The organism is Psychrobacter sp. AOP3-A1-26, from assembly GCF_052378235.1.
Taxonomy (GTDB): Bacteria; Pseudomonadota; Gammaproteobacteria; order Pseudomonadales; family Moraxellaceae; genus Psychrobacter.
Map to the genome: position 1 here is coordinate 1 of NZ_JBQSXN010000052.1, position 21,913 is coordinate 21,913.

General features: G+C 42.7%; 16 protein-coding genes. 10 read left to right on the forward strand and 6 right to left on the reverse strand.

Going from position 1 to position 21,913, the window contains the following annotated elements; translation table 11 throughout:
* The first annotated feature begins 71 nt into the window (after positions 1-71).
* Both ACT3TU_RS09415 and ACT3TU_RS09420 read left to right on the forward strand, forming a co-directional pair.
* Positions 72-1,097, forward strand: a complete 1,026-nt coding sequence (locus ACT3TU_RS09415) for an endonuclease/exonuclease/phosphatase family protein (RefSeq protein WP_192523985.1) — start codon at positions 72-74, stop codon at positions 1,095-1,097.
* Positions 1,098-1,331: 234 nt separating this feature from the next.
* A complete protein-coding gene (locus tag ACT3TU_RS09420) occupies positions 1,332-2,024 on the forward strand; it encodes a TetR/AcrR family transcriptional regulator (protein ID WP_192523984.1) in 693 nt (230 codons plus the stop codon).
* Between the two features lie 250 nt (positions 2,025-2,274).
* On the opposite strand, the gene ACT3TU_RS09425 is transcribed toward ACT3TU_RS09420, so the two are convergent.
* Positions 2,275-3,060, reverse strand: coding sequence for a hypothetical protein (locus tag ACT3TU_RS09425; RefSeq protein ID WP_192523983.1), 786 nt, complete (start codon positions 3,058-3,060; stop codon positions 2,275-2,277).
* A 315-nt stretch (positions 3,061-3,375) separates the two neighbouring features.
* Complete coding sequence (locus ACT3TU_RS09430) at positions 3,376-3,837, reverse strand: hypothetical protein (RefSeq protein WP_192523982.1); 462 nt, start codon at positions 3,835-3,837, stop codon at positions 3,376-3,378.
* Positions 3,838-4,792: 955 nt separating this feature from the next.
* On the opposite strand from ACT3TU_RS09430, the gene aceE reads away from it, so the two are divergent.
* Positions 4,793-7,606 (forward strand): pyruvate dehydrogenase (acetyl-transferring), homodimeric type, encoded by a 2,814-nt coding sequence (gene aceE / locus ACT3TU_RS09435; protein WP_192523981.1) that lies wholly within the window; start codon positions 4,793-4,795, stop codon positions 7,604-7,606.
* Positions 7,607-7,631: 25 nt separating this feature from the next.
* A complete protein-coding gene (locus ACT3TU_RS09440; protein ID WP_192523980.1) occupies positions 7,632-9,368 on the forward strand; it encodes a 2-oxo acid dehydrogenase subunit E2 in 1,737 nt (578 codons plus the stop codon).
* Positions 9,369-9,513: 145 nt separating this feature from the next.
* Here ACT3TU_RS09440 and ACT3TU_RS09445 read toward each other — a convergent pair whose 3' ends face one another.
* Positions 9,514-10,146 (reverse strand): OmpW/AlkL family protein, encoded by a 633-nt coding sequence (locus ACT3TU_RS09445; RefSeq protein WP_444784316.1) that lies wholly within the window; start codon positions 10,144-10,146, stop codon positions 9,514-9,516.
* A gap of 1,136 nt (positions 10,147-11,282) precedes the next feature.
* Between ACT3TU_RS09445 and ACT3TU_RS09450 the strand changes: the two genes are divergently transcribed.
* A complete protein-coding gene (locus ACT3TU_RS09450) occupies positions 11,283-12,266 on the forward strand; it encodes an ion transporter (RefSeq protein ID WP_192523978.1) in 984 nt (327 codons plus the stop codon).
* A 270-nt stretch (positions 12,267-12,536) separates the two neighbouring features.
* Here the strand turns inward: ACT3TU_RS09450 and ACT3TU_RS09455 are convergent, their stop codons facing one another.
* The 3 genes from ACT3TU_RS09455 to ACT3TU_RS09465 all read right to left on the reverse strand — a co-directional run bounded on the left by ACT3TU_RS09455 (position 12,537) and on the right by ACT3TU_RS09465 (position 17,297).
* Positions 12,537-13,184: a TerD family protein gene (locus tag ACT3TU_RS09455; protein WP_192523977.1), complete on the reverse strand. Its 648-nt coding sequence runs from the start codon at positions 13,182-13,184 to the stop codon at positions 12,537-12,539.
* A 98-nt stretch (positions 13,185-13,282) separates the two neighbouring features.
* The gene (locus ACT3TU_RS09460; protein ID WP_192523976.1) at positions 13,283-14,434 is read right to left on the reverse strand and encodes a helix-turn-helix transcriptional regulator; all 1,152 of its coding nucleotides are present in this window, start codon (positions 14,432-14,434) and stop codon (positions 13,283-13,285) included.
* A gap of 133 nt (positions 14,435-14,567) precedes the next feature.
* Positions 14,568-17,297 (reverse strand): AAA family ATPase, encoded by a 2,730-nt coding sequence (locus ACT3TU_RS09465; RefSeq protein WP_444784314.1) that lies wholly within the window; start codon positions 17,295-17,297, stop codon positions 14,568-14,570.
* Between the two features lie 217 nt (positions 17,298-17,514).
* Between ACT3TU_RS09465 and rsmG the strand changes: the two genes are divergently transcribed.
* The 5 genes from rsmG (at position 17,515) to ACT3TU_RS09490 (ending at position 21,864) form a co-directional block, all read left to right on the forward strand.
* Complete coding sequence (gene rsmG, locus ACT3TU_RS09470; RefSeq protein WP_192523974.1) at positions 17,515-18,231, forward strand: 16S rRNA (guanine(527)-N(7))-methyltransferase RsmG; 717 nt, start codon at positions 17,515-17,517, stop codon at positions 18,229-18,231.
* A gap of 201 nt (positions 18,232-18,432) precedes the next feature.
* Entirely contained in the window at positions 18,433-19,212 is a 780-nt protein-coding gene (locus ACT3TU_RS09475) for a ParA family protein (protein WP_192523973.1), read from the forward strand.
* A 175-nt stretch (positions 19,213-19,387) separates the two neighbouring features.
* Entirely contained in the window at positions 19,388-20,539 is a 1,152-nt protein-coding gene (locus ACT3TU_RS09480; protein ID WP_444784315.1) for a ParB/RepB/Spo0J family partition protein, read from the forward strand.
* A gap of 78 nt (positions 20,540-20,617) precedes the next feature.
* A complete protein-coding gene (locus tag ACT3TU_RS09485; RefSeq protein WP_192523971.1) occupies positions 20,618-21,364 on the forward strand; it encodes a MotA/TolQ/ExbB proton channel family protein in 747 nt (248 codons plus the stop codon).
* A gap of 68 nt (positions 21,365-21,432) precedes the next feature.
* Positions 21,433-21,864: an ExbD/TolR family protein gene (locus tag ACT3TU_RS09490; RefSeq protein WP_192523970.1), complete on the forward strand. Its 432-nt coding sequence runs from the start codon at positions 21,433-21,435 to the stop codon at positions 21,862-21,864.
* Positions 21,865-21,913: the final 49 nt, after the last annotated feature.

Consider the following 21,913-nt stretch of genomic DNA (forward strand, 5'->3'; position numbering starts at 1 on the left):
ATTTAGTAATTAAAAATAGTCCAAAATAATAAGAATCAAAAGCAGTGATTGAAAATAATAATAGGTAGTTTATGACAACGAATACAGTAGATAACAAGAAGCAATTTTATATAGCGACTGCTAACTTACTAAATTTTGCAAATCCTGATCGACTTTATTATCCCAATGCGCCAGCTTATAGCAATAAAGAATATGAGCATAAGCTACACGGTATAACCGATTTATTGGCAAAAGCCCACGCTGACATCATTGCAGTACAAGAGGTGTGGGACAGTGATGCACTTGAAGCATTGGCTGTCTCATTAGGATTTGAGCCGGAACATGTCGTGATTCCGCTGGCGAGTAATGACAGCTCCAGCCCTTATACACAAGGCAAGGGGGCGCAGGACACACCTGCCGTTGGCATCATTAGCCGCTTTGAGCAATTAGAGGTCAGCTCGTTGGAAGAAGTTGCGCCAAAGGCAGTGATTGATATTCCTGATATTGGCCCTTATAAACGCTTTAATCGCCCACCATTGGTAGTTCGTGTCAATGCCTATGGTCAGCCAATCACTATTATTACCGCACATCTAAAAAGCAAGCGTGCTTTTTTCTTACGTGATGACAATGGAAGCTTGATAGAAGATATGGATGATCCAAACATCCGCGTTCGTGCCAAACTGCGCAGTTTATGTATGCGCGCAGCAGAAGCCGCCTCCATCCGTATGTCTATCATTGAGCGTTTACACCACACGCGTGAACCATTGATTTTATTGGGTGATATGAATGATGTTACTGGTAGTGTAACCACTCAGCTGATGACCGAAACAGGTGAGGTCAACTATGACAAAAGTATGCGTGACGTGGCACTATTCGATGCCGCTCGTATTCAAGCTCGTTATGGTTGGATGAAGGATGTGGCATATACCCATATATATCAAGGTATGCCAGAAGTTATCGACCAGTTATTTGTTTCAGAAGAGTTTTTGCCGGATAGTAAGTTTTCGCTTGGTCAGGTAGAGCGAGTAGACTATTTTAATGACCATTTGAAATGGGACTATGCAGATAGAGTCATCGATCATGGTATTATAAGAGCTAAAATTAAACTCAATGATTAATTTTATAACATTGAATGATTAGCGCTATTAAAGTGTTAATCAATATATGATTTTTAACCCATTTATCTCCCTTGCTTGATACGTTACAAGCGTTTATGATGCCTCTCCATTGGGCGTAGTAATGCTAATATCGACTTTATACTATTGGCTTACAATAGTCCTTCAATTTAGGATAAATACTACCCCATTGTAGATTATATTTGTAAAACAGGGTGCAACATTAAGAGGCTTATGATGAGTGAAAATAGAGACGAAAAGATTGAAGATGTGTTGGTAGATTCTGAGCTGGCAAAAAAATTGGTACCCAATAAGTTTAAATTCACTAGCCAGCAAGGCCGTGCGCGCCGTCAAAAACTGCTTGCTGGTGCCAAAAAACTGAGTGAAACACAAGCGATTAATGATATTACCTTGGCTGCTGTCTGTGAAGAAGCAGGAATTCCAAGGGCTTCTGCTTATCACTTTTTCCCAAATATCGAAGCAATATTTTTAGCATTGCGCTTTTTGAATGCGATTGAAATATTAGAGATGGTAGAAACTGTTGATATTGGCAATTATGATAGATGGCAAGGCTACTTAATTGCTCTTATCGAGCAGTGTGTCACGATATTTCATAATGATGAGACCAAAGCCAAGCTCATTTATGACACCAACACGCCAGACTTCGAAGGTGATAGCTTTGGTGAAGATATAGATCATCAAATCGTTGATTTGGTTTATAAGCGCTTATCAGAGCGTTATGAAATGCCAAGTTTTGATGATATTCAAGATACATTATTGGTGGCTTATAGCATTGTTAATGCTATCTTTACCTTGTCTTATCGCCGTCATCAAAGCATCACCACTGATTATATTCAAGAAGCAAATACGGCATTTATCGCTTACTTACGTTGCTACTTACCAGAAAAGCTACCGCGTAAAAACCGTTAATGCCTTGCTGATTTAGTCCAAAAAACAGTGCGCTAAATATAGAAAAAGCCGACATATTTGTCGGCTTTTTTATTGCGAGTTTCTGATTAAGAAACTGTTTTTATATTGATATAGTCAGTGAGAAGTAATATCGCTACATCACGTACTGCAGGTACCGTTTTTTCTTGCTTGCTGTGCCTACGCAGACAGAGGCTGCAAAAAAACTATACCCGCAGTATCGTAGTGTTTTTAAAGTATTTTAACTATATGTTTATTTGCTATCGATAGTCGGTAGTACTTGTCCACTACAAGTGTCTTCAACTGAACTTAAGGGTGAATATAGCTCATAATAACGTACGATAAGCGCTTGCAAAGCGACGTTTGTTTCTGAGTTATGGTTATTAACATAGGCCTCGCGTGCCTGCTCAAGCCAACGATCTGCTTTGCGAAAGTGAGTTCCTGAGTCGCGTTCACTACGTGCGCATTGATTGGTAGCGGCCCAAATCAAAGTAACTTCACTGAAGGCAATTTCGCGTGGTGCTGAGTTTATACCGTCGCTGTCTTTTAGGGCACTGATGGTTGCCCACAGGTCAGGTCGCATTAACGCTGACATAGAGGGAATGTCTTGATATAAGGCGATATCTTTAGCAGTGCCATCTTTTAGTGCTCGTAATATAGTCTCTGCTGTTTGCAACGCATAGGTATCAGCAGGTGAGCGGCTATTGATGCTGTCTTGATGAGAGGCATAATTCAACCAAGCTTGTGCTTTATAAGCAAGATACTGCTGGTGTGCTGTCTTGTTTGCTTGCTGGTACTCTTTTAATTGATTCAGCATACAGTTCATCGTGCGCTGCTGGATGTTTTGGTCTTTGTTAGTAGAATGAGTAGGTAGCTGTGCCTCACAATGAGTGGCGGTTTTCATAGTATCCATATCAGTGCTACTTTGAGTAGTAGAGGGAGTGGATACGCAGCCCGCAGCCGACAATAACAATACAGCGGACACTGCGGTAGAAATAGAGCGTTTATAAGTGGCTACTTTGATAATAGTAGGAAGCATAATAAAAAACCTTGTAATAAGCTGATATAGTCTATTATATCGTTAACACTGATTTGGGACTGGTTTTATCGCTTATTAAACGGTCTCTATGATTTAATATTATTGACAGCGCGATAACGCCCGCATTGGGTCAGATGATAGCACGACAATACGGTGATATTATAATGTAGAGAGGCTATACCAAACGTTTGTTTTTGCATGGATTGTTACGTCTGAATAAGTCTTCGTCAAACTGGTGGTGTATCAAAAAGTATGCTGAGGAAATAATGATGTCAGCATGCTTGTTAGAACCCCACCCTTTAATTAAAAAGCGTGTTAGTCAACGATCGTATTAAGCGCTACGGCTGCAGATTTCTGTGCCGGCAATAGCTTAATATTCCAACGCAGGGTACGGTATTCAGAAAATGGGATTTTGACTATCTTGCCATCGACTTTACGCAGCAATGGTATATCGGCATAGTTCTTGCCATCGATACTGGCCTGAGCACTGGCAGGGCTGACTTCACCAGTAAAAGTCATATTGGCTGGAATAGGTAAAGTAACCGCCAAGTCATTGATGTTTTTATTAATAGTATTAGTATAGGTCGCTTTGTACTGAATGACCGTGCCCGCTGGAGCATTACGAACAGGTAAATAAGAAGTCTGACCCTCGGTGTTTTTGGTAACTTGACTGGCAGTCAAATCCATTTTTAGAGTATCATCAGCATGAGCAGTGCTTAATAATACCGACGCTAAGCTAGCTAATAAGGCGCTGCGTAAAGGGTTAAGATTTTTCATATGATATTCCTTGCGTAAACCATTACTATTAGATAGAGCGCCCTGAATTTTGTGCTAAGCAATATATAATCTGCGTTCAGTATGAGAAATAGAGCGCGCCGACAGAGAAGCTATTACTTTTTTATGATTGGCAGGATCTTGAGCATTGTTTGGATTGGCAGGGCAAGTATATTTATGTTTTAAGTAGCTATTGAGCCTCATAATTACGCACCTTATTTTATTTGATAGCACGTTCACATTAGGGCATATTCTCAATCTGAACAAAATCAACTGAATGGGCTAAAAATGGCTAAATCTTGCCAGACTGCGTCATATAGCTTGCCAATATCTTAATATTATCTGTGCTATTTTCCTTGTTTGACAGCAATTTATCTCATTTTTATTACCATTTTCAAAATGAGGACACGCCCTAGCTCTATAAACATAGTATATGCTTTAGCTTATATAATGGCATGATATATAAAGATTGAATTTAACCATATGTGCGGTTGTTTTCAAGTAAATAAAGAGCAAATGAGACGAAAGGTCGAGTAAGGCGACTGCTAGCATCCTTGTTAAGGGTATAATAGTAAATATAATGTTAAGATTTTTAACAACAATTATTCATACAATCACTAATCGATATTTATTTTAAAAATACATGTCATATCATCATTTTCTTATCGCTATAAACAATTACTGCATAAGCGCCTATAATAGACTGCCATAATCATTTAATGACTGAATAGACACAGTTAAGTGTATATTCTATTTTATAATTATGCTTATCCAAAAGATATGTTAATGTACAGTGCTATTATTTTGTATAACCTAGCTGTATATACTCCGCATAAGACAACGGAATGCTTGAGCCTAACAAGGAAGTCATAAGCAGTCCGATATCTCGTTACACACTATTCAATTAATAACACCCTGTCATCGTGCAGGGCTGACCGACAAAAAAGGATTAACACAGATGAATTATTATAAGGATGCTGATAGCACCGAAACACAGGAATGGCTACACGCTTTTGAGTCCGTACTCAAACATGCAGACAAAGACCGGGCGCAGTTTTTGCTAAAATCTTTGTATAACATGGCGGTACAAGAAGGGCTGCCGTTTAACCGTTTGGATACAGCTTATATCAATACCATCGCGGTTGAAGATGAGCCAATGTACCCTGGTGACTTGACCATCGAGCGTAAAATTCGTGCTTTGATTCGTTATAACGCGCTAGCAATGGTCATGCGCGCCAATAAAAATGATGACGATTTGGGTGGTCACTTAGCGACATTCGCCTCTAGTGCCACGCTTTATGAGACGGGTTTTAACCACTTTTTCCGTGCGGCCAGTGACCATTTCGGTGGTGACATGATTTATTATCAAGGTCACTCAGCACCAGGTATTTATGCGCGTTCTTATTTAGAAGGTCGCTTGTCCGAAGATCAGCTCGATAACTTCCGTCGTGAAGTTGGCGGTAAGGGCTTGTCAAGCTATCCGCATCCATACCTCATGCCTGATTATTGGCAGTTCCCAACGGTATCGATGGGTCTGGGCCCAATCATGTCTATTTACCATGCGCATGTACATCGCTATATGGAAAACCGTGGTTTGCTAGAAAAAGAAGGTCGTAAGATTTGGACCTTCTTAGGTGATGGCGAAACCGATGAGCCAGAAAGCTTGGGTGCCATCTCTCTCGCTGGTCGTGAGAAACTAGATAACCTGATTTGGGTGATTAACTGTAATCTACAGCGCCTCGATGGTCCAGTCCGTGGTAACGGTAAAATCATCCAAGAGCTAGAGTCAGTATTCCGCGGTGCAGGCTGGCGTGTGATTAAAGTTATTTGGGGTGGTAAGTGGGATAGCTTGCTTGCCAATGATAAAACGGGTGTGCTCAAGCATCGTATGGAAGAAGTAGTCGATGGCGAGTATCAGCTATATGAAGCCCGTACCCCTGAATTTACGCGCAAAGCATTCTTTGGTAAATATCCTGAGTTAGAAGAGATGGCTGATGCGCTCTCTGATGAAGATATTTCACGTCTAAACCGTGGTGGTCATGATCCAATGAAGGTCTATGCTGCCTTTAGTGAAGCGATGAAAACCAAAGGTCAGCCGACAGTAATTCTGGTGAAAACCGTCAAAGGTTATGGTTTATCGACCCAAACTCAAGCGGTCAATAAATCGCATCAAATCAAAAAACTGGATCAAGAAGGTTTGATGTATTTCCGTGATCGTTTTGATTTGCCATTTACCGATGAGCAGTTAGAGACGCTACCATTTTATCGCCCTGAGGAAGGTTCAGCGGAGATGAAGTATCTCAAAGGTCGCCGTGAAGCATTAGGTGGTCATTTGCCAAACCGTCGCAGTGGACATATTCCTTTAAATATCCCTGAATTGTCTATTTTTGATCGGGTGCTAAAAGGCAGTAACGGTAAAGAGCAGTCGACTACTATGGTGTTTGTACGTTTATTAGCAGCGATGCTAAAAAACAAAGACATCCAAGATCGCGTCGTACCAATCGTACCTGATGAAGCGCGTACTTTCGGTCTAGAAGGTATGTTCCGTCAATTGGGTATTTATTCTGCAGTTGGACAAAAATATACCCCAGAGGATAGCGAAGCCTTGATGGGCTATAAAGAAGCCATCGACGGTCATATGCTAGAAGAAGGCATCAACGAAGCGGGTGCCATGAGTACATGGATGGCGTTAGCAACCAGCTATTCTGTGAACGCGTTACCGATGATTCCAATGTACATTTATTACTCAATGTTTGGTTTCCAGCGCGTGGGTGATTTGGCTTGGGCGGCAGGCGACTGTCAAGCGCAAGGTTTCTTATTAGGTGCAACGGCGGGTCGTACAACACTTAACGGCGAAGGCTTGCAGCATCAAGATGGTCACTCACAAATCTTGTTCAACGTGGTGCCTAACTGTGTCAGTTATGACCCATGCTTTGGTTATGAGCTAGCAGTTATCATGCATGATGGCCTACGCCGTATGTATGGCGAAGGTGAGCGCGTCTATTATTACTTGACACTCATGAATGAAAACTATGAGCAGCCTGAAATGCCAGAAGGCGTAGAAGAAGGCATCAAACGTGGTATGTACTTGTTAGAGGATAATGGTTCAACCCAAGTACAGCTATTAGGTTCTGGGGTTATCTTGCGCGAAGTACAAAAAGCCGCGAAGATATTAAAAGACGAATTTAATATCACCTCCAACGTTTGGAGTGTGACCAGCTTCAACGAGTTGACTCGTGATGGTATGGTTTGTGATGACTACAATCGTCTGCACCCAATGGATGAAGAGCGCGTGCCATGGGTTACTGAGCAATTAGCACCGCACAAAGGTATCGTCGTAGCTGCCACTGACTATATGCGCAATTATTCAGAGCAAATCCGTGCATGGTTACCAGATAGCCGCCCTTATACCACGCTTGGTACTGACGGTTATGGACGTTCTGATTCGCGTGAGCAATTACGTAGCTTCTTTAACGTTGATGCCGCACATATTGTTGTCGCAACGCTTAAACGCTTAGCGGATGAAGGCGAAGTAGAAATGCGCTTAGTAAAAGATGCTATTTCAAGCTTGAATATTGATATTGATCATCCACCTGCATGGCAGCAGCAGCCGTATTATGACCATTCTCCAGATGCACCAGCTCCTGGTAATGTAAATCCGAATCCTGTTCCTGAGTTTGTCGCCGAAGACGATGATGAAATCAGTAATGAAGGTCGTGCTGAAGACCAAGCGGATGCAACTTTACTCAATGATGGTGATGTCAAAGAATAATAACCATAAGACAAGGAGATAAACTATGGACATTAAAGCCCCCGATTTGGGTGTTGATAGCGCCGAAGTCAGCGAAATTATGGTAGAAGTAGGTGATGTCATCGCCAAAGATGACAACATCATTCTACTAGAGTCTGACAAAGCCTCGGTCGAAGTACCAAGCTCGGCTGCTGGTAAAGTCACCAAAATCAGCGTTGCTGTTGGTGACCAAGTTAGCGAAGGTATGGTGCTGATTGAGCTTGAAAGTATAGAAAGCAATGACGATAGCGCTGCTGATGAAAAGCAAGAAGCAAATGAACAACAAAGCACAGCTGCTAAACCGGAAACAAAACCTGAGCCTACTACAACTGAATCAAAGCCGTCAGAGCCTACTGAAAAGCCGGCGTCTAACGCTGGCAAGGCAACGACTCATGCATTACCAGACTTAGGTGTTGATGAAGCGCAAGTCGCTGAGATTATGATTGCTGTTGGCGATATCGTCAGTGCTGATCAGTCAATCTTACTGATTGAGTCTGATAAAGCCTCGGTTGAAGTGCCTGCTCCACAAGCAGGTAAGGTCGAGAAAATACTGGTTGAAGCGGGCGATATGGTCGCGAACGGTCAAGATTTCATCGTTATTGTTAGTAGTGCAGAAAATGCAAACGATACTAATGATGCAAGTGAGTCTCAGGCAGATGCGGCTGAGTCAGAAGCGCCAACCACGGCCAAATCAGATGATAAAGCTGGTAAGGCTGATAAGCAAACGACTGGCGAGCCAAAGCAAGCCGCAAAACCTAAAACACCTGCTGCAACCAGTCAGAAAAATGACAAGCTGACAGAATCACAAGTCAATGAAAAGCTGGTCGATGTATATGCAGGTCCAGCCGTACGTAAGCTGGCGCGTCAGTTAGGTGTAGACATCACGCAGGTAAGTGGTACAGCACTGAACGATCGTATCCTAAAAGAAGATCTGTTTGCCCATGTGAAAGAAAGCTTAAGTACTCAAAAAGCAGCACCTGCCAGTGGTAATGTGGCTACATCGAGTCTACCAAGCTTACCTGATATGAGTAATACTGATATTTGGGGTGAAACAGAGACCCAAGACCTCAGCCGTCTACAAAAAGTCTCGATACCGCAGCTCAACTACAATACCTTGTTGCCACAAGTGACCCAGTTTGATTTGTCTGATATCACTGAGACGGAAAAGCTACGCGGTGAACTAAAAGGCGGTATGAAGGCGGAAGGTATCGGCTTCACTATCTTGGCATTTGTGGTAAAAGCAACCGCCTATGCCTTGACCCAGCATCCACGCTTCAATAGCCATTTAAGCGATGACAATACCCAAGTTATTTTACGCAAAAGCGTCAATATGGGTATTGCGGTGGCAACTGATGACGGGCTTATCGTACCTGTTATCAAAAATGTGCAAGACAAAGGTCTTAAGCAAATCGCCATTGAAATCGGTGAGCTTGCGGTAAAAGCTCGTGATAAAAAACTCAGTACCAAAGATTTGCAAGGCGCGAGCTTTACCATATCAAGCCAAGGAAATTTAGGTGGCACAGCCTTTACGCCATTAGTGAATTGGCCACAAGTGGGTATCTTGGGTGTGTCCGAGGCAAGTATGCAGCCACGTTGGAATGCTACTAAGCAAACCTTTGAGCCACGTCTCATGTTGCCGCTGTCATTATCTTACGATCACCGTGTGATTAATGGGGCAGATGCGGCCGTATTTACTCGCTATATTGCAACCTTACTGGCTGATCCACGCCGTATTTTGTTATAAGAATTGTTTTTACTAAATTTATTTGCAATAAGAGGACTGTCTACGGATGGTCTTTTTTATGCTTGATGTTTGCCGCTCAAATGTCAGGCACAAAAAAAGCCAGCGATTAAGCCAGCTTTTTTTATTCACATTACTTTATGTTATATTAGAAAGTTTTAACAAAAGCAACGCCATATACCCAAGAGCTGATGTCAACAGAACCAATGTCGCCACCATTTAACTCTACGTCAGGTTTGATGTCCATATAGCGGGCATCGATACGGAACGCTTCAGTTGGGGCAAATGGAATGTCCAGACCGATATGTCCAGCAACACCTACGCTATCTTTGATATTTAAGTCGTTACCGTTATCAAGATAGATTCTTTCTTTAAAGAACGTTGTGTAGTTAACACCCACACCAACAAATGGCTTCACGTTCATAGGCATATTATAGCCATCGAAGTGATACTGTAAAGATAGAGTCGGGGGTAAATGCTGCGTTTTAGCATCGACCTTGTCGCCATTAGCATCAGTTAAAGTGATGTCATGATGAAAAGGAATCGCCGCTAGCAATTCAACACCGATATTGTCTGCAACAAAGTATTCACCACTAATGGTTGGACGGATATCATCATCAACGTCTACAGAATACGCACCGTTTGCCAATGTGCCATTGTCGCTTTTTGGATCAACCATGTGGGCGCCAGCAGCAACCGACCAAGTACCAGCAGGAACTGCAAAAGCAGTGGTCATAGTAAGTGCAGTAGCAGCTGCTAAAACTAGGGATTGTAGTTTCATCATTTAGGTCCTTAACGTAATAGAGGATTATCGGTACTTTTCTAATGAGGGATGGCATTAGTTACCGATACACAATGTTATGATTATTGATTAGGGGCTGTATAGAATTCATCTATTAGGACTGCTGATCGCTAAAATAATTCCAGACTAGGCGTAAATCGAAGGTAATGTCGAGACCTTAGCTAGATTTACAACAACGTCTGGGGCGATTTTAGCATCAGTCCGAAGGAACAGGACTATTTTTTGCCACTTCATAGCCAAAACTATCGCGCTTAGAATAACTAAACTTACTATTTTTGGCGTCGAATTGCCTAAAAAATAGTCTCTGTCAGTTCCTTAGCTGAATTCTATACAGCCCCTAATCTGTAACATTGTAGCTCTATTATAATACATAACCATACTTTCTGTAAGGTTATAAGCATGTTTAAAGGGTTTTTATCCCATAAATTACAATAAAGATTATTTGTGAAGGTTCAATAGACCCTAATACTGGCATGTATTGAGTTTTTTGAAGCAATAGTCGTGATGTGTGGCATCTGACTTTTAAGAGGGTGTCATGACATTTTGGGGTTATTGAGGTATGGGTTTTAAACGGAACCTCCTACCTACTTATAGTCGGTTCAAAATAAAAGCGATACGATTGTAGTTAGATAAATAGCACTGTTTCGGTTTCAGAGTGAATCTACTATGGTACGAATAGCATTGATAGTGAGATAAGAAGCGGAGTAATGGTTTATGTTTGGTTATTGTAGCAACTCTCCTCCTCTACGCTGTGAGAATGCCCGTTCTACAAAGGTATTGCATCAAATAGATTCTTGTTGTCCAGAGTGTCATTTGTTTTTGCTACCCACCCAGAATATCACCCAGCAGTTACACGTTGAGGAGAAGTTTTTACGATTGGTTTTTATGATAGTGGCAACTATATTGCTAATAGCCGTCTGTATTTATTTCTTAAATTTTGTATAATCACTTACATTCTTCATAAGCCAGTTTCATGGTTGTGAGCACTTTTAGAGAGCTTGCTTCGAACTACCTACTGATAGACCTGCTTCTTGTAACCGAGTGCCAGTGTCCTATTATGTGAGGCTGCTTTATTCTATTAATTTTAGAACGGTGTTTCACCGCATAGGGACTGCATGCTATTCCAATCTATACGGCGCTTGCGACTTTTTGTTTATAATATTCTGCAAAATGATGAACATGATACGTGGTTTAGCCGTTACGTTGATTATTTTCTGATTTTTTTGATTATGGCTAACGTCACGGCAGTGATTGCTGAGTCAGTTGATAGCTGGTATTACCCTTACCAAAGTTATTTTACTTGGTTTGAGAATTTCTCTATCGTTGTGTTTGCCATCGAGTATTTACTACGATTGTGGAGTGTCGCAGAAGCCAAGCCGGACAATACAACATGGCGTCAGCGCTGGGAATGGCTAAAAAGCCCTTCGGCGTTAATTGATATTATTGCGATTGCACCCGCATTCTTAAACTTCTTTGTCAGTATTGATTTACGCTTCTTACGTATTTTGCGTCTATTTCGGATTCTGAAGCTCACCCGATATTTTGCCTCATTACGTATTTTATTGGTGGTCATTAGTAAAGAAAAAGGCTCATTTCAAGCAGTTGTTTTTATTTTAATTATTATGATTGTGACGGCATCTAGTGGTATTTATTTGGTAGAAAACCATGCCCAGCCAGAAGAATTTGAATCGATACCTAAAGCGATGTGGTGGGCTGTGGTGACACTCACGACAGTGGGTTATGGTGATGTCACACCCATTACCAATGCTGGTAAGATACTAGGTGCTATTATTACCATCTTGGGTGTGGGTCTAGCGGCATTACCTGCTGGTATTCTCGCCACAGGTTTAGCAAGCGAGCTTGCCCAACGTCGTGAAGAGCTTGAACAACACTTTCGAGAGCAGCTGATTGATAGCGATTTTGATTTGGTACAGAATCAGATGATGATTGATAAGATTCGCCGCGAGCTGGGATTAGATAAAGAACAAGCGCAAGGTATTGTTTTACAAGTTTTGCGTGAGCAAGAGCTTGAACGCCGCGAAAAAGAGGTGGAGGTGCGACAAAAGAATTTTTGTCCGCATTGTGGTGAGCCACTGTAATATTTTTTATATAGTTAAAATACTTTAAAAACGCTACGATACTGCTGGTATAGTTTTTTTGTAGCCTCTGTCTGCGTAGGCACAGCAAGCTAGAAAAAACGGTACCTGCAGTACGTGATGTATCGATTTTATTTTTCACTGATTATAGTGATTACTTGGGATTTTAAATAGATTAGAAACATAAAAAAGGGTGCGATGTTTTCATAACGTCACACCCTTTTTTATATTGAGTTATTCATATTTTATGAATAAATATATCACCTATTGATGCTATACCCCTTGTGGGATAGGAAGGACGCGTGCCAATTCATGCGCCACTTCTTGCGCCGCGCTTGCTAAATCTTCGGCAGGGAGCGGTAGGTTTTGTAATGTTAAATGCCAGTCATCGACTTCTCGGCGCAAATGTGCCACCCAAAGCGTGGTGCAATCACGCGGGAGTTGCTTTAGGTTGACTTCAAAACAACGATTGCCCTCATCATCGCTCAAATGAATCTCGCCTTTTTTGACTCTAGAAAATGGATGACCATGGTATGAGTTGGCTATCAAAGCGATATGGCTAATATGTGCTGGGACTCTTTCTAAATACAACCTTATTTGCTCTTGATCAAGCGGTGCAAGGTACATTGCTTGCTCGCCGCGATCTTTACCATTCAGGCTGTCACCTTGATGCTTAATTGATTCAGCTTTATCGCGTAATTTTTTGAACCAAACGATATCAGTCATGGTACAGTTTTCGTCATACAGCACACAAGCCAAATCAATATCAATCGCGCCTTGGTTTTTTTTAAAGCGCTTAAAAATCCCTTTTGGCTCAATCTTCGTAAATTCATAATTTAGCGCAAAAAATAAGGTTCTCGCCTCTAAACCCAATCCTCTTAAACTGTCTGAAAGTAATGGTGATGGGGCAGTGGTCGACATAATATTCCTTATTTATTTTATTCTCAATTTTTTAAATGCTTGTAGCAGTGTGAATACGGTTGAATTTGAGTGTCATTACCGTTAGTTATTATTGGCGATTACTTGTCATTTAGTGCTTTTTTATTTAATGACTGCTCCAACACCGCTTGATGTAACAACTCAGGCTTGGCGTCCAATAAACCATTGCCAAAACCACGCAACCACCAGACCAGCTGTGAAGTGAGATTAACCGTTGCTTGAATGGTCAGGGTTTCATCTTCATTAGACGTGACAATTTGGTCGTCACTGAGCTTGCTTTCAGTCAGGCTTTTGCCCGCTTGTTTGGTAAATTGCAGCTCAATGGCGGTGTTTTTACCACGGTCAGGCAGCTCACCGAATAGTGGGTGGCTAAAGCCCATGCCGCCCGCGTCCAAATAAGTATCAAGTTGGAAATCAACAGGCGTTTGTGCTGCGCTATCGAGTATTTCAACGCTGGCAAATCGATGCAAGGCAAAGGTGCGAATAATAAGTTCTGGGTCATCGGTACGAGTGGCCAGTAGATAAATAATCACGCCACGTTGGATAATCGCGATGGGGTTTAAGATATATTCGCTGGCTTGCGACTTATTACTGCGAGTATAGCAGGCCTTAATTTGTAATTGATAAAATAGCGCATGATAAATATTATCTTTGCTATTCAAATCTATATGCGGGGCGATTAATGGCTGAGTGGCAGGTTCGATACGTACTCTATCAATCCAAGAATGGGTCACTTTGCTGTTTTTGAGCTGACGCCGTGCTAAGTCAAACCAAGGGAATAGTTCATCTAAAATAACGGGTGGTAGTAGCTGGGTTAGATTGGCTTCGACCATGTTAAAGGCAACTGCTTGTGATAAATTCATATGCGGTAAACTTTGCAGTGGGGCATCATCGCACCAGCGCCAGCCTTGAGGATTGGCGTTGTTTTTTTCGATAGGGAAGCGTTTGGCTAGGGCGTTTAAATCACGCTGTACAGTCCGTAGACTGATATCGAAACCTGCCAATATTAGCTGCTCATAAATATGCGTGGTGCCGACCCAGCGATTACGCTGTAGCTGCGATAACACTTGCCATTGCCGCGCCGTCGTTGCCGCACCATGCCGATTATCGCTGACATTTCCTTCGGTATTACTACTTTCATCCGCTAAAATGGGTGCTTGCACATCAGCACTCGTGTGAGCTTGATTTTGGAGGGTATCTAGGTTATCGGCGTCAGTGTGATGTTCAGTCATGAAAAGATAGCCTTTATAAAATCGCGAGTCAGTTTTTTTACGGGTTGCTCATTGGTTATGAGCAGATAAGCAACAGATTATCATCGCAGAAAATGACAGTGACGTCTAGAGATGGTCATCCTTGATTGTGCCTTTATCTCTCTCTTTTACGCTGTTCTTTCTTATCCTCTTTTTTTTGACGTTTTGCTTTACGCTTCTTTTTGTCTTTCTTTTTTGATTTTTTATCGTCTATTTCGTCGTCATCGCTATTTTGGTTTTCATCCCACAGCATTAAACGGCTTAAGACTTTGCCAAATAGTGTGTCTTTGCGATAGCGATCTTTTTTATTCATCGTATCCACAGGTAAGCCGGTCATCAAGGTTAGCGCTTCACTCAGCGTATGTACGCCATATATATGAAATTCGCCTGCTTTAACGGCAGCAATGATATCATCGCGTACCATTAATTGTTTGACGTTGGCCATCGGGATGACGACGCCTTGTTGTCCGGTCAGCTCTTGCTCACGGCAAGCATCAAAGAAGCCTGCAATTTTGGCATTAATACCGCCTACTGCTTGTACTTCACCAAGCTGATTCATCGAGCCAGTAATGGCAAAGGATTGATTAATTGGCACATTTGCTAAGGCAGATAGTAGCGCACAGCCTTCACTGACCGTGGCGCTATCGCCATCGATATGGGCGTAGCTTTGCTCGAAAGCAAGTGACGCGCTAAAGTTCAACGCATGATGCTGACTAAATAAGGCGCGTAAGTAGCTGGTCATAATCAGCATACCTTTGGCGTGTAAGCTACCGCCTAAATCGACATCGCGCTCGATATCGAGTATTTCACCAGTGCCGATGTTTGGCTGAATAACCGCAGTCAAGCGGGCTGGCATACCAAACTCGCTATCGGCATAACTGACTACCGTTAACGCATTAACTTGTCCAACGGCAAAACCCTGAGTTTGGATAAGCTGCTGACCGTTTTTGAGCTCATCCCAATATAAGTCGCGTAAGTATCCTGAGCGTTCATCCATATCGTCGATGGCTTGTGTGACATGGTGGGCATCGACAATATCTTCGCCACTCAAACGTGCATGGCGATTAGACTCGTGCAATAGCTTAATCAATAAATCACTGTGTAGGCTGAGTCGGTCTTGCTCTTCTGCTTGTAAGCTTAAATATTCGAGCAAGGCAGCTTGTGCACTACGATCAAATGGATATAGGTTGGCGTAATCAATGATATCGGCCATCTTTGCAACCAGTGCCAATTCGTGTTCATGGCTGCGAGGAACATCATCATGAAAGTCGGCACGTACTTTGAACACTGCATCAAATTCGGGCTCAAGCTCTAGTAATTCATAATATAAGTCTGCTTCGCCTAACAAAATCACCTTGATATCAAGATCTATTGGCGCTGGTGATAACGACAAACTACCCGTTAAAGTCAGCATTTGCTCGAGGCTGGAGAGCTTTATTTTACGTGACTGTAAGGCGCGCTTAAGACCTTGCCATGCATAAGGATGCTCAAGTAAATGGCTGGCCTCTAATAATAGATAACCGCCATTGGCACGGTGTAGAGCACCCGCTCGAATCATGCTGACATCGGTGGTTACTGTCCCCAATTGGGTGATTTGCTCGACATGACCCAATAAGTTTAAATGAGTGGGTAAGTCTTCAAAAATGACGGGTGCACCGCTGTCAGGAGTATGGCTGACAATGATATTGACCGTATAGCGGCTTGGTGTCGTGGCTAATGCCGCCGCCACAAAATCTTCATCATCACCATTAACGATGCGCTCAACATGAGTAATCATGTCGGCCAATATCGTCTTAAGATAGTCGACGATAAGTGGGTGAGCGGTAAATTGCTCATAAATAGGTGCAAATAAAGGCTGTAACGCTCGTTGTGCAATATTACGATGCAGCGCCTCTATGGCATCATTGGCTTCGTCTTCTAATTGCTCTAAAGCGATGGTCAGCTGACTCAGGCGTTTTTGCATATGGTTTTTTTGAGCAAAATTACTCAACTCAGCTTCGTATTCACTATTGCAGTACTCATTATTTTCAACATCAACATTAATGTCATTGTCGTTAGGAGAATTGGCTTTCTTACCTTTATCAATCGCTGATTTATTTTTATAGCTGCTAGATATTTTGTTATCTCCAGCATCAACATGACTGCCTTCTGTCGCAAGCTGGCTGGGATGTACAAACATTGCTTTATTATCGAAGGAGCGGAACGTTAGTGCTAAATCATACTGTTTGCCTTCAGCATTTAAGGCATCGTAGGCGTGGCTTTCTTTTTGATGGGTATCATTTTTGATGGCTTCGATTTTGCTTTGATATTGATCGCTACGAAAGCGTTGGCTCAGCCGATTTTTGGCTTGTTGCCATAATTGATTGACTTGTTGCTGTAATAACGTAGCCTGACCTGCCGGCAGGCGCAATGCCAGTGGGGTGCGCGGATCAGTGAAATTATGCACATAGACCCAATCGTCAGGCGTCGGTGCATCGGCAGCGATACGCTGTAATAAACGGCTGATAATCGTGCGTTTGCCCAAGCCATTTTCACCAGCAGCAAATACATGATAACCACTGGCTTTGATGTCCAAAGCCGTCTGCAAAGCTTTGAGTGCACGCTGCTGACCGAAGCCCACATCCAAATCGGGTGCCGTCCGTGTGTCTGTTGGCAGATTATTCGGCTCGCTATAACGCTTGAGTTGCTCAGCGCTAACAAGGCAGCGTTGCTTAACCTCAATACAGGTAGGATGTAGCGTATGTGATGTTGCTTGTTTAGTAGCTGTCAATTCAGCGGTCGGTATTACCATGTTATTAGCGTCTTTTGATACGTGAGATATAGGGGCTTGCGGCTGTTCAGTCATAGGCGTCGGATAAATCGTCTTAAAAAATGAAGGGGGTATATCTGTGAATGTTCAGTACGCTTTAATAGTAAATTTAACATTATCAAAGAACAATAACGCCTCAATACCAGCGTAGATAGTATAAGATGTCTCACATTGGTGCAATCTGCAACTATTCAATGGGCAGCCTGCATGATAAAATAGACGGTTCACATGTCAAAACTGGATAACTCGTTGTATGTCAGCTTCCGCTAAAACCACCGCATCGTCTGCTAGCACGGGTAATATTCGTATTGACCCAACTGGCTTTGTAAAGATTGGATCACAACTGCCAGCGCTGGCCAATATTTTGGCGCAAGCGATAAATGAGCTGGATCTGACCTTAAGCGCACCGCAGCAGCGCACATTATTATTGTACCTAGACCAGCTTTTATTATGGAATAAAGCGTATAATCTGACCGCGATTACCAATCCAGAAGAAGCGTTAATCAAACATGTGATTGATTGTTTGTCTATTATAACCCATTTGCCGTCAGGGTCGCTGTTAGATATCGGTACAGGGGCAGGGTTGCCTGCGGTGATTATCGCCATTTGTCAGCCTGAGCGCCAATGTACTGCCCTTGATAGCAATCAGAAAAAAATCCGTTTTATTAAACAAATTAGCAGCGAGCTTGGTTTGGCTAATATGCAGCCTATCGCCTCTCGTATCGAGGCGCATGAAGCCAGCTATGATGTGGTTACCTCTAGAGCGTTTGCCAGTTTGATCGACTTTGTTGAAGTGGCTCAGCCACGATTGGCAGAAAACGGCTATCTATGCGCAATGAAAGGTAAAGCCCCGAGCGATGATGAGTTACAAGCGCTTGATGACGAATGGCAAATTAAGACAATTAAGCTAAAAGTACCGCGTTTGCATGATAGTCGTCATTTAATTGAATTGTCTTATAAAAATGTCTAAGCTATGAACATCCTTTCGGTTAGGTAATAGCAACCATGAAACAGCAAAGGTCTTTTTTGTGGAACCTAGTTTACGTACGTAATTAAATGACCTAGTATCTAGAACCTACAAATGTGGCAACCTAAAAGTTTAGTGGCAAACATTGTGATAGATGAAGTAAGCAAGTAACAGTAACAAACCCTAATTAAATTGAGTGAGTGTATGGAAATCATAGCCATTGCGAATCAAAAAGGCGGCGTGGGTAAAACCACGACGGCGGTAAATTTGACCGCCAGCTTGGCTGCTAAGCGCAAGCACGTACTGCTGATTGACTTAGACCCACAAGGCAATGCCACCAGCGGAACGGGCGTGGACAAAAACGAATTAGAATTGACCATCGCCGACGTGTTACTTGATGGTGTCTCGTTGTCTGAGGTCATTGTCAGCAGTCCAGCAGGGTTTGATGTTATCGGCGCCAATCGTGATTTGGCGGGTATGGATATCACCTTAATGAACAAAACTAATAGTCATGAGCTGTTTAAAACAGCGATGGCAGAGTTGGTTGAGGATCAAAGCGCGGCTGCAAAACCTGCCTACGATTATGTGGTTATCGACTGTGCACCCAGCTTAAACTTGCTGACGATTAATGCCTTGGTCGCCACAGATGGGGTGATTATTCCGATGCAGTGTGAGTATTATGCGCTAGAGGGGTTGGCTGATTTATCGCAAACGATAGAGCGTTTAACCGAGCTGAATCCTAAGCTATATATTCGTGGTGTGGTAAGAACATTATTCGATGCACGCAACACACTGGCTCGCGATGTATCTGCCGAGCTAGAAGCGCACTTCGGTGATATTATGTATAAAACCCATATCCCAAGAAATATCCGCTTAGCAGAAGCACCAGCGCATGGCTTGCCGGTTATTGCGTATGAAAGATGGTCAAAAGGCTCGCGTGCTTATCAAAAATTGGCAGCTGAAGTCATCAAACAAAGTCATTAGAAAGTGCTGGTTATAATAGTGTGAGAAAAAGTAACTGCTCATCAGCAAAAGAAATCGGTCATAGCAGCAAGCAATCAGCCAGATAGCAGAGCATTAAGCTTTAAACATTAGATTCATTGTTACATCGTATTTAACATCATTTGGCTTTTATTTTAGCGTTAGAGGATAGGTAATCATGGCGAAGAAAAGAGGGTTGGCTGCTAATAGAGGCTTGGATGCTTTATTGGGGTCAATCAAAAAAGAAAAGCAAATTACCGCCTCTGCCTTGCAAGACGATAGGGTGGCAAGTGACAACACTTTGCCTGCCGAAACGTTAGACACGAATATAGTAAACGCCAGTACGCCGACTAAAACTGATCGTACAAAGACCAGTGAAAAGTCTACAACTGCTAAATCAGAGGCTTCTGAGCCAAAAGACAGTGGACAGCGTAAAGCACGTGCGCCGCGTACGACAAGTAAAATGGCAGCTAATAAAACTCGTATGAATGGGGCAGAAAATAGCCAATCAGAAGACCAAATTAGCTTAGTGCAAATCGATGTGACCCGCTTGCAAGCAGGTAAATACCAGCCGCGCCGCGATATGAGTGAAACGGCACTTGCAGAACTGGCGTCTTCTATTGAGCAACATGGCGTGATGCAACCAATCGTTATTCGCCCATTATTAGCCAATGAAGACAAGAGTGAAGCTTTTGTTACTCATGAAATTATCGCTGGTGAGCGCCGCTGGCGTGCGGCAAAAATGGCTGGTAAGTCAGTTATTCCAGCGATTGAACGTGCTTTATCAGACGAGCTGGCTATCGCACTGGCTTTGATTGAAAATATCCAGCGCGAAGATTTATCGGTGATTGAGCAAGCCGCAGCATTACAGCGTTTCCATACGGAGTTTGGTATGAGTCATGCGATGATTGCTGAAGTCGTTGGTAAAGCGCGGACCACCGTATCAAACCTACTGCGCTTAAATCAGCTACATGACACAGTCAAAGACCACTTATCCAATAACGCCTTAGATATGGGTCATGCTCGTACTCTTTTAGCTTTATCCTCTGAGCAGCAACCGATCATTGCCCAAAAAATTATCGATGGTGGTATGACTGTGCGTGAAGCGGAAAAGCTCGTTAAGTCCATCTTGCAACCTGCACCCAAACCCAGTCGCACCGAACAAACTCAATCTCGCGATGCTGAGCGTTTAACGCAGAGACTGACGGACATGCTAGGAGCAGAGGTCAAACTTAAGCATAAAAAAGACGGGCAGGGAAGCGTCGAAATATTTTTCCACAACCAAGAACAGCTCGCCGCCTTGGTTAAGCATATAGAAGCGCAAGCTTAAGGTATTAATACATCCATAGTGCGGATTAAAATTATCTTGAAGACCCCTATTTTTATAAAAACTTAAAAGAGAGTCAGTATGTGGGAGTTGGTAAAAGCGGGTGGTTGGTTGATGACGCCTATTGTGGTTTGTTCAATATTGGCGTTAGTGATTATTATCGAGCGTAGCCATACCTTGCAGTTTAATAAAATCGTACCTAAACGATTACGCGAACAACTAATAACTCGCCTGCGTGAAAACGGCGATATTGGTCGTACGCAATTGATGAATGTCAAAGAGAAGACCGCTTTGGGTGATATTTTAGCGACTGGTTTGCTTTATCGTCAGTATGGCTTAGAGTCGATGACCATGCATATGCAAAATCGGGCGAGCGTGCAAGTTCATCAATTAGAAAAAAACATCAATATGCTGGGTACTATCGGGGCGATTGCTCCATTACTGGGCTTGCTGGGTACGGTATTGGGGATTATTTCTTCATTCTTGGCCATTACCGATGGCGCGATGCAAGACCCAACGATGCTTGCCGCTGGCGTGTCACAAGCATTGATTACAACTGCTGCTGGTATGATTGTCGCCATCCCAGCGTTGGTCGCTTATCGTTACTTTCAGCGCCGTATTATTGATATCAATGCTCAGTTTGAAACCCAAGCAGGGCTTATGATTCAAGAGCTATATGACTATCAATTATTAGAGCATAATCATATAGAGCATAGTCATAAGCCTAATGTACCTTTGTCTGAGAATAGCGTATCGTCTGATGATCATGCAGATGGTAGACATTCAATTGATGGTTTAGGTAAAGTCGCAACGGCTAATTTGTCATAGTAGCAGTATCGAAGTTAGGATAATCCTACGTTAAGTACAGCAGCAACAATGATATTAAAGAGAGTGATATGCGCTTTAGAAAACCAACCGTTGAACCACTTGAAATTAATCTAACGCCGATGATTGACTGTTTATTATTTTTGATTGTGTTTTTATTGCTGGCAACCTCGTTCAATCACTTTAGCCGCTTAAATATCATTCTGCCTGAAGCAGAAGGTGTCGCGTTGACAGAGCAAAAAAACAGCATCGAAGTCGCGGTACAAGAAGACGGTAGTTACTTAGTCAATGGCATTACACTTGCTAGTAGTAACGAAGCTGAGCTTACCAGTATGCTACAGCAAGAGGCAGGTGGTAATCGCGATATGCTATTTGTCATTGCTGCGGATGCCAATGCGACCCATCAGTCAGTGGTGCGGGTGATGGATATTGCAGGAAAACTGGGTTTCTTGAATCTAAATATCAGCACGGTCGTACCACTGGGTCAGCCTTTACCGCAATAATGTATACCAGTTCTGCTGTAGGGCTTTTATATTGAACTTACTATATAAA

What these genes read in the sequence shown, in the direction of transcription:
- ACT3TU_RS09415 (WP_192523985.1), top strand. Translation starts at nt 72, where the DNA reads ATGACAACGAATACAGTAGATAACAAGAAGCAATTTTATATAGCGACT.
- ACT3TU_RS09420 (WP_192523984.1), top strand. Translation starts at nt 1,332, where the DNA reads ATGAGTGAAAATAGAGACGAAAAGATTGAAGATGTGTTGGTAGATTCT.
- ACT3TU_RS09425 (WP_192523983.1), bottom strand. Translation starts at nt 3,060, where the DNA reads ATGCTTCCTACTATTATCAAAGTAGCCACTTATAAACGCTCTATTTCT.
- ACT3TU_RS09430 (WP_192523982.1), bottom strand. Translation starts at nt 3,837, where the DNA reads ATGAAAAATCTTAACCCTTTACGCAGCGCCTTATTAGCTAGCTTAGCG.
- aceE (WP_192523981.1), top strand. Translation starts at nt 4,793, where the DNA reads ATGAATTATTATAAGGATGCTGATAGCACCGAAACACAGGAATGGCTA.
- ACT3TU_RS09440 (WP_192523980.1), top strand. Translation starts at nt 7,632, where the DNA reads ATGGACATTAAAGCCCCCGATTTGGGTGTTGATAGCGCCGAAGTCAGC.
- ACT3TU_RS09445 (WP_444784316.1), bottom strand. Translation starts at nt 10,146, where the DNA reads ATGAAACTACAATCCCTAGTTTTAGCAGCTGCTACTGCACTTACTATG.
- ACT3TU_RS09450 (WP_192523978.1), top strand. Translation starts at nt 11,283, where the DNA reads ATGCTATTCCAATCTATACGGCGCTTGCGACTTTTTGTTTATAATATT.
- ACT3TU_RS09455 (WP_192523977.1), bottom strand. Translation starts at nt 13,184, where the DNA reads ATGTCGACCACTGCCCCATCACCATTACTTTCAGACAGTTTAAGAGGA.
- ACT3TU_RS09460 (WP_192523976.1), bottom strand. Translation starts at nt 14,434, where the DNA reads ATGACTGAACATCACACTGACGCCGATAACCTAGATACCCTCCAAAAT.
- ACT3TU_RS09465 (WP_444784314.1), bottom strand. Translation starts at nt 17,297, where the DNA reads ATGACTGAACAGCCGCAAGCCCCTATATCTCACGTATCAAAAGACGCT.
- rsmG (WP_192523974.1), top strand. Translation starts at nt 17,515, where the DNA reads ATGTCAGCTTCCGCTAAAACCACCGCATCGTCTGCTAGCACGGGTAAT.
- ACT3TU_RS09475 (WP_192523973.1), top strand. Translation starts at nt 18,433, where the DNA reads ATGGAAATCATAGCCATTGCGAATCAAAAAGGCGGCGTGGGTAAAACC.
- ACT3TU_RS09480 (WP_444784315.1), top strand. Translation starts at nt 19,388, where the DNA reads ATGGCGAAGAAAAGAGGGTTGGCTGCTAATAGAGGCTTGGATGCTTTA.
- ACT3TU_RS09485 (WP_192523971.1), top strand. Translation starts at nt 20,618, where the DNA reads ATGTGGGAGTTGGTAAAAGCGGGTGGTTGGTTGATGACGCCTATTGTG.
- ACT3TU_RS09490 (WP_192523970.1), top strand. Translation starts at nt 21,433, where the DNA reads ATGCGCTTTAGAAAACCAACCGTTGAACCACTTGAAATTAATCTAACG.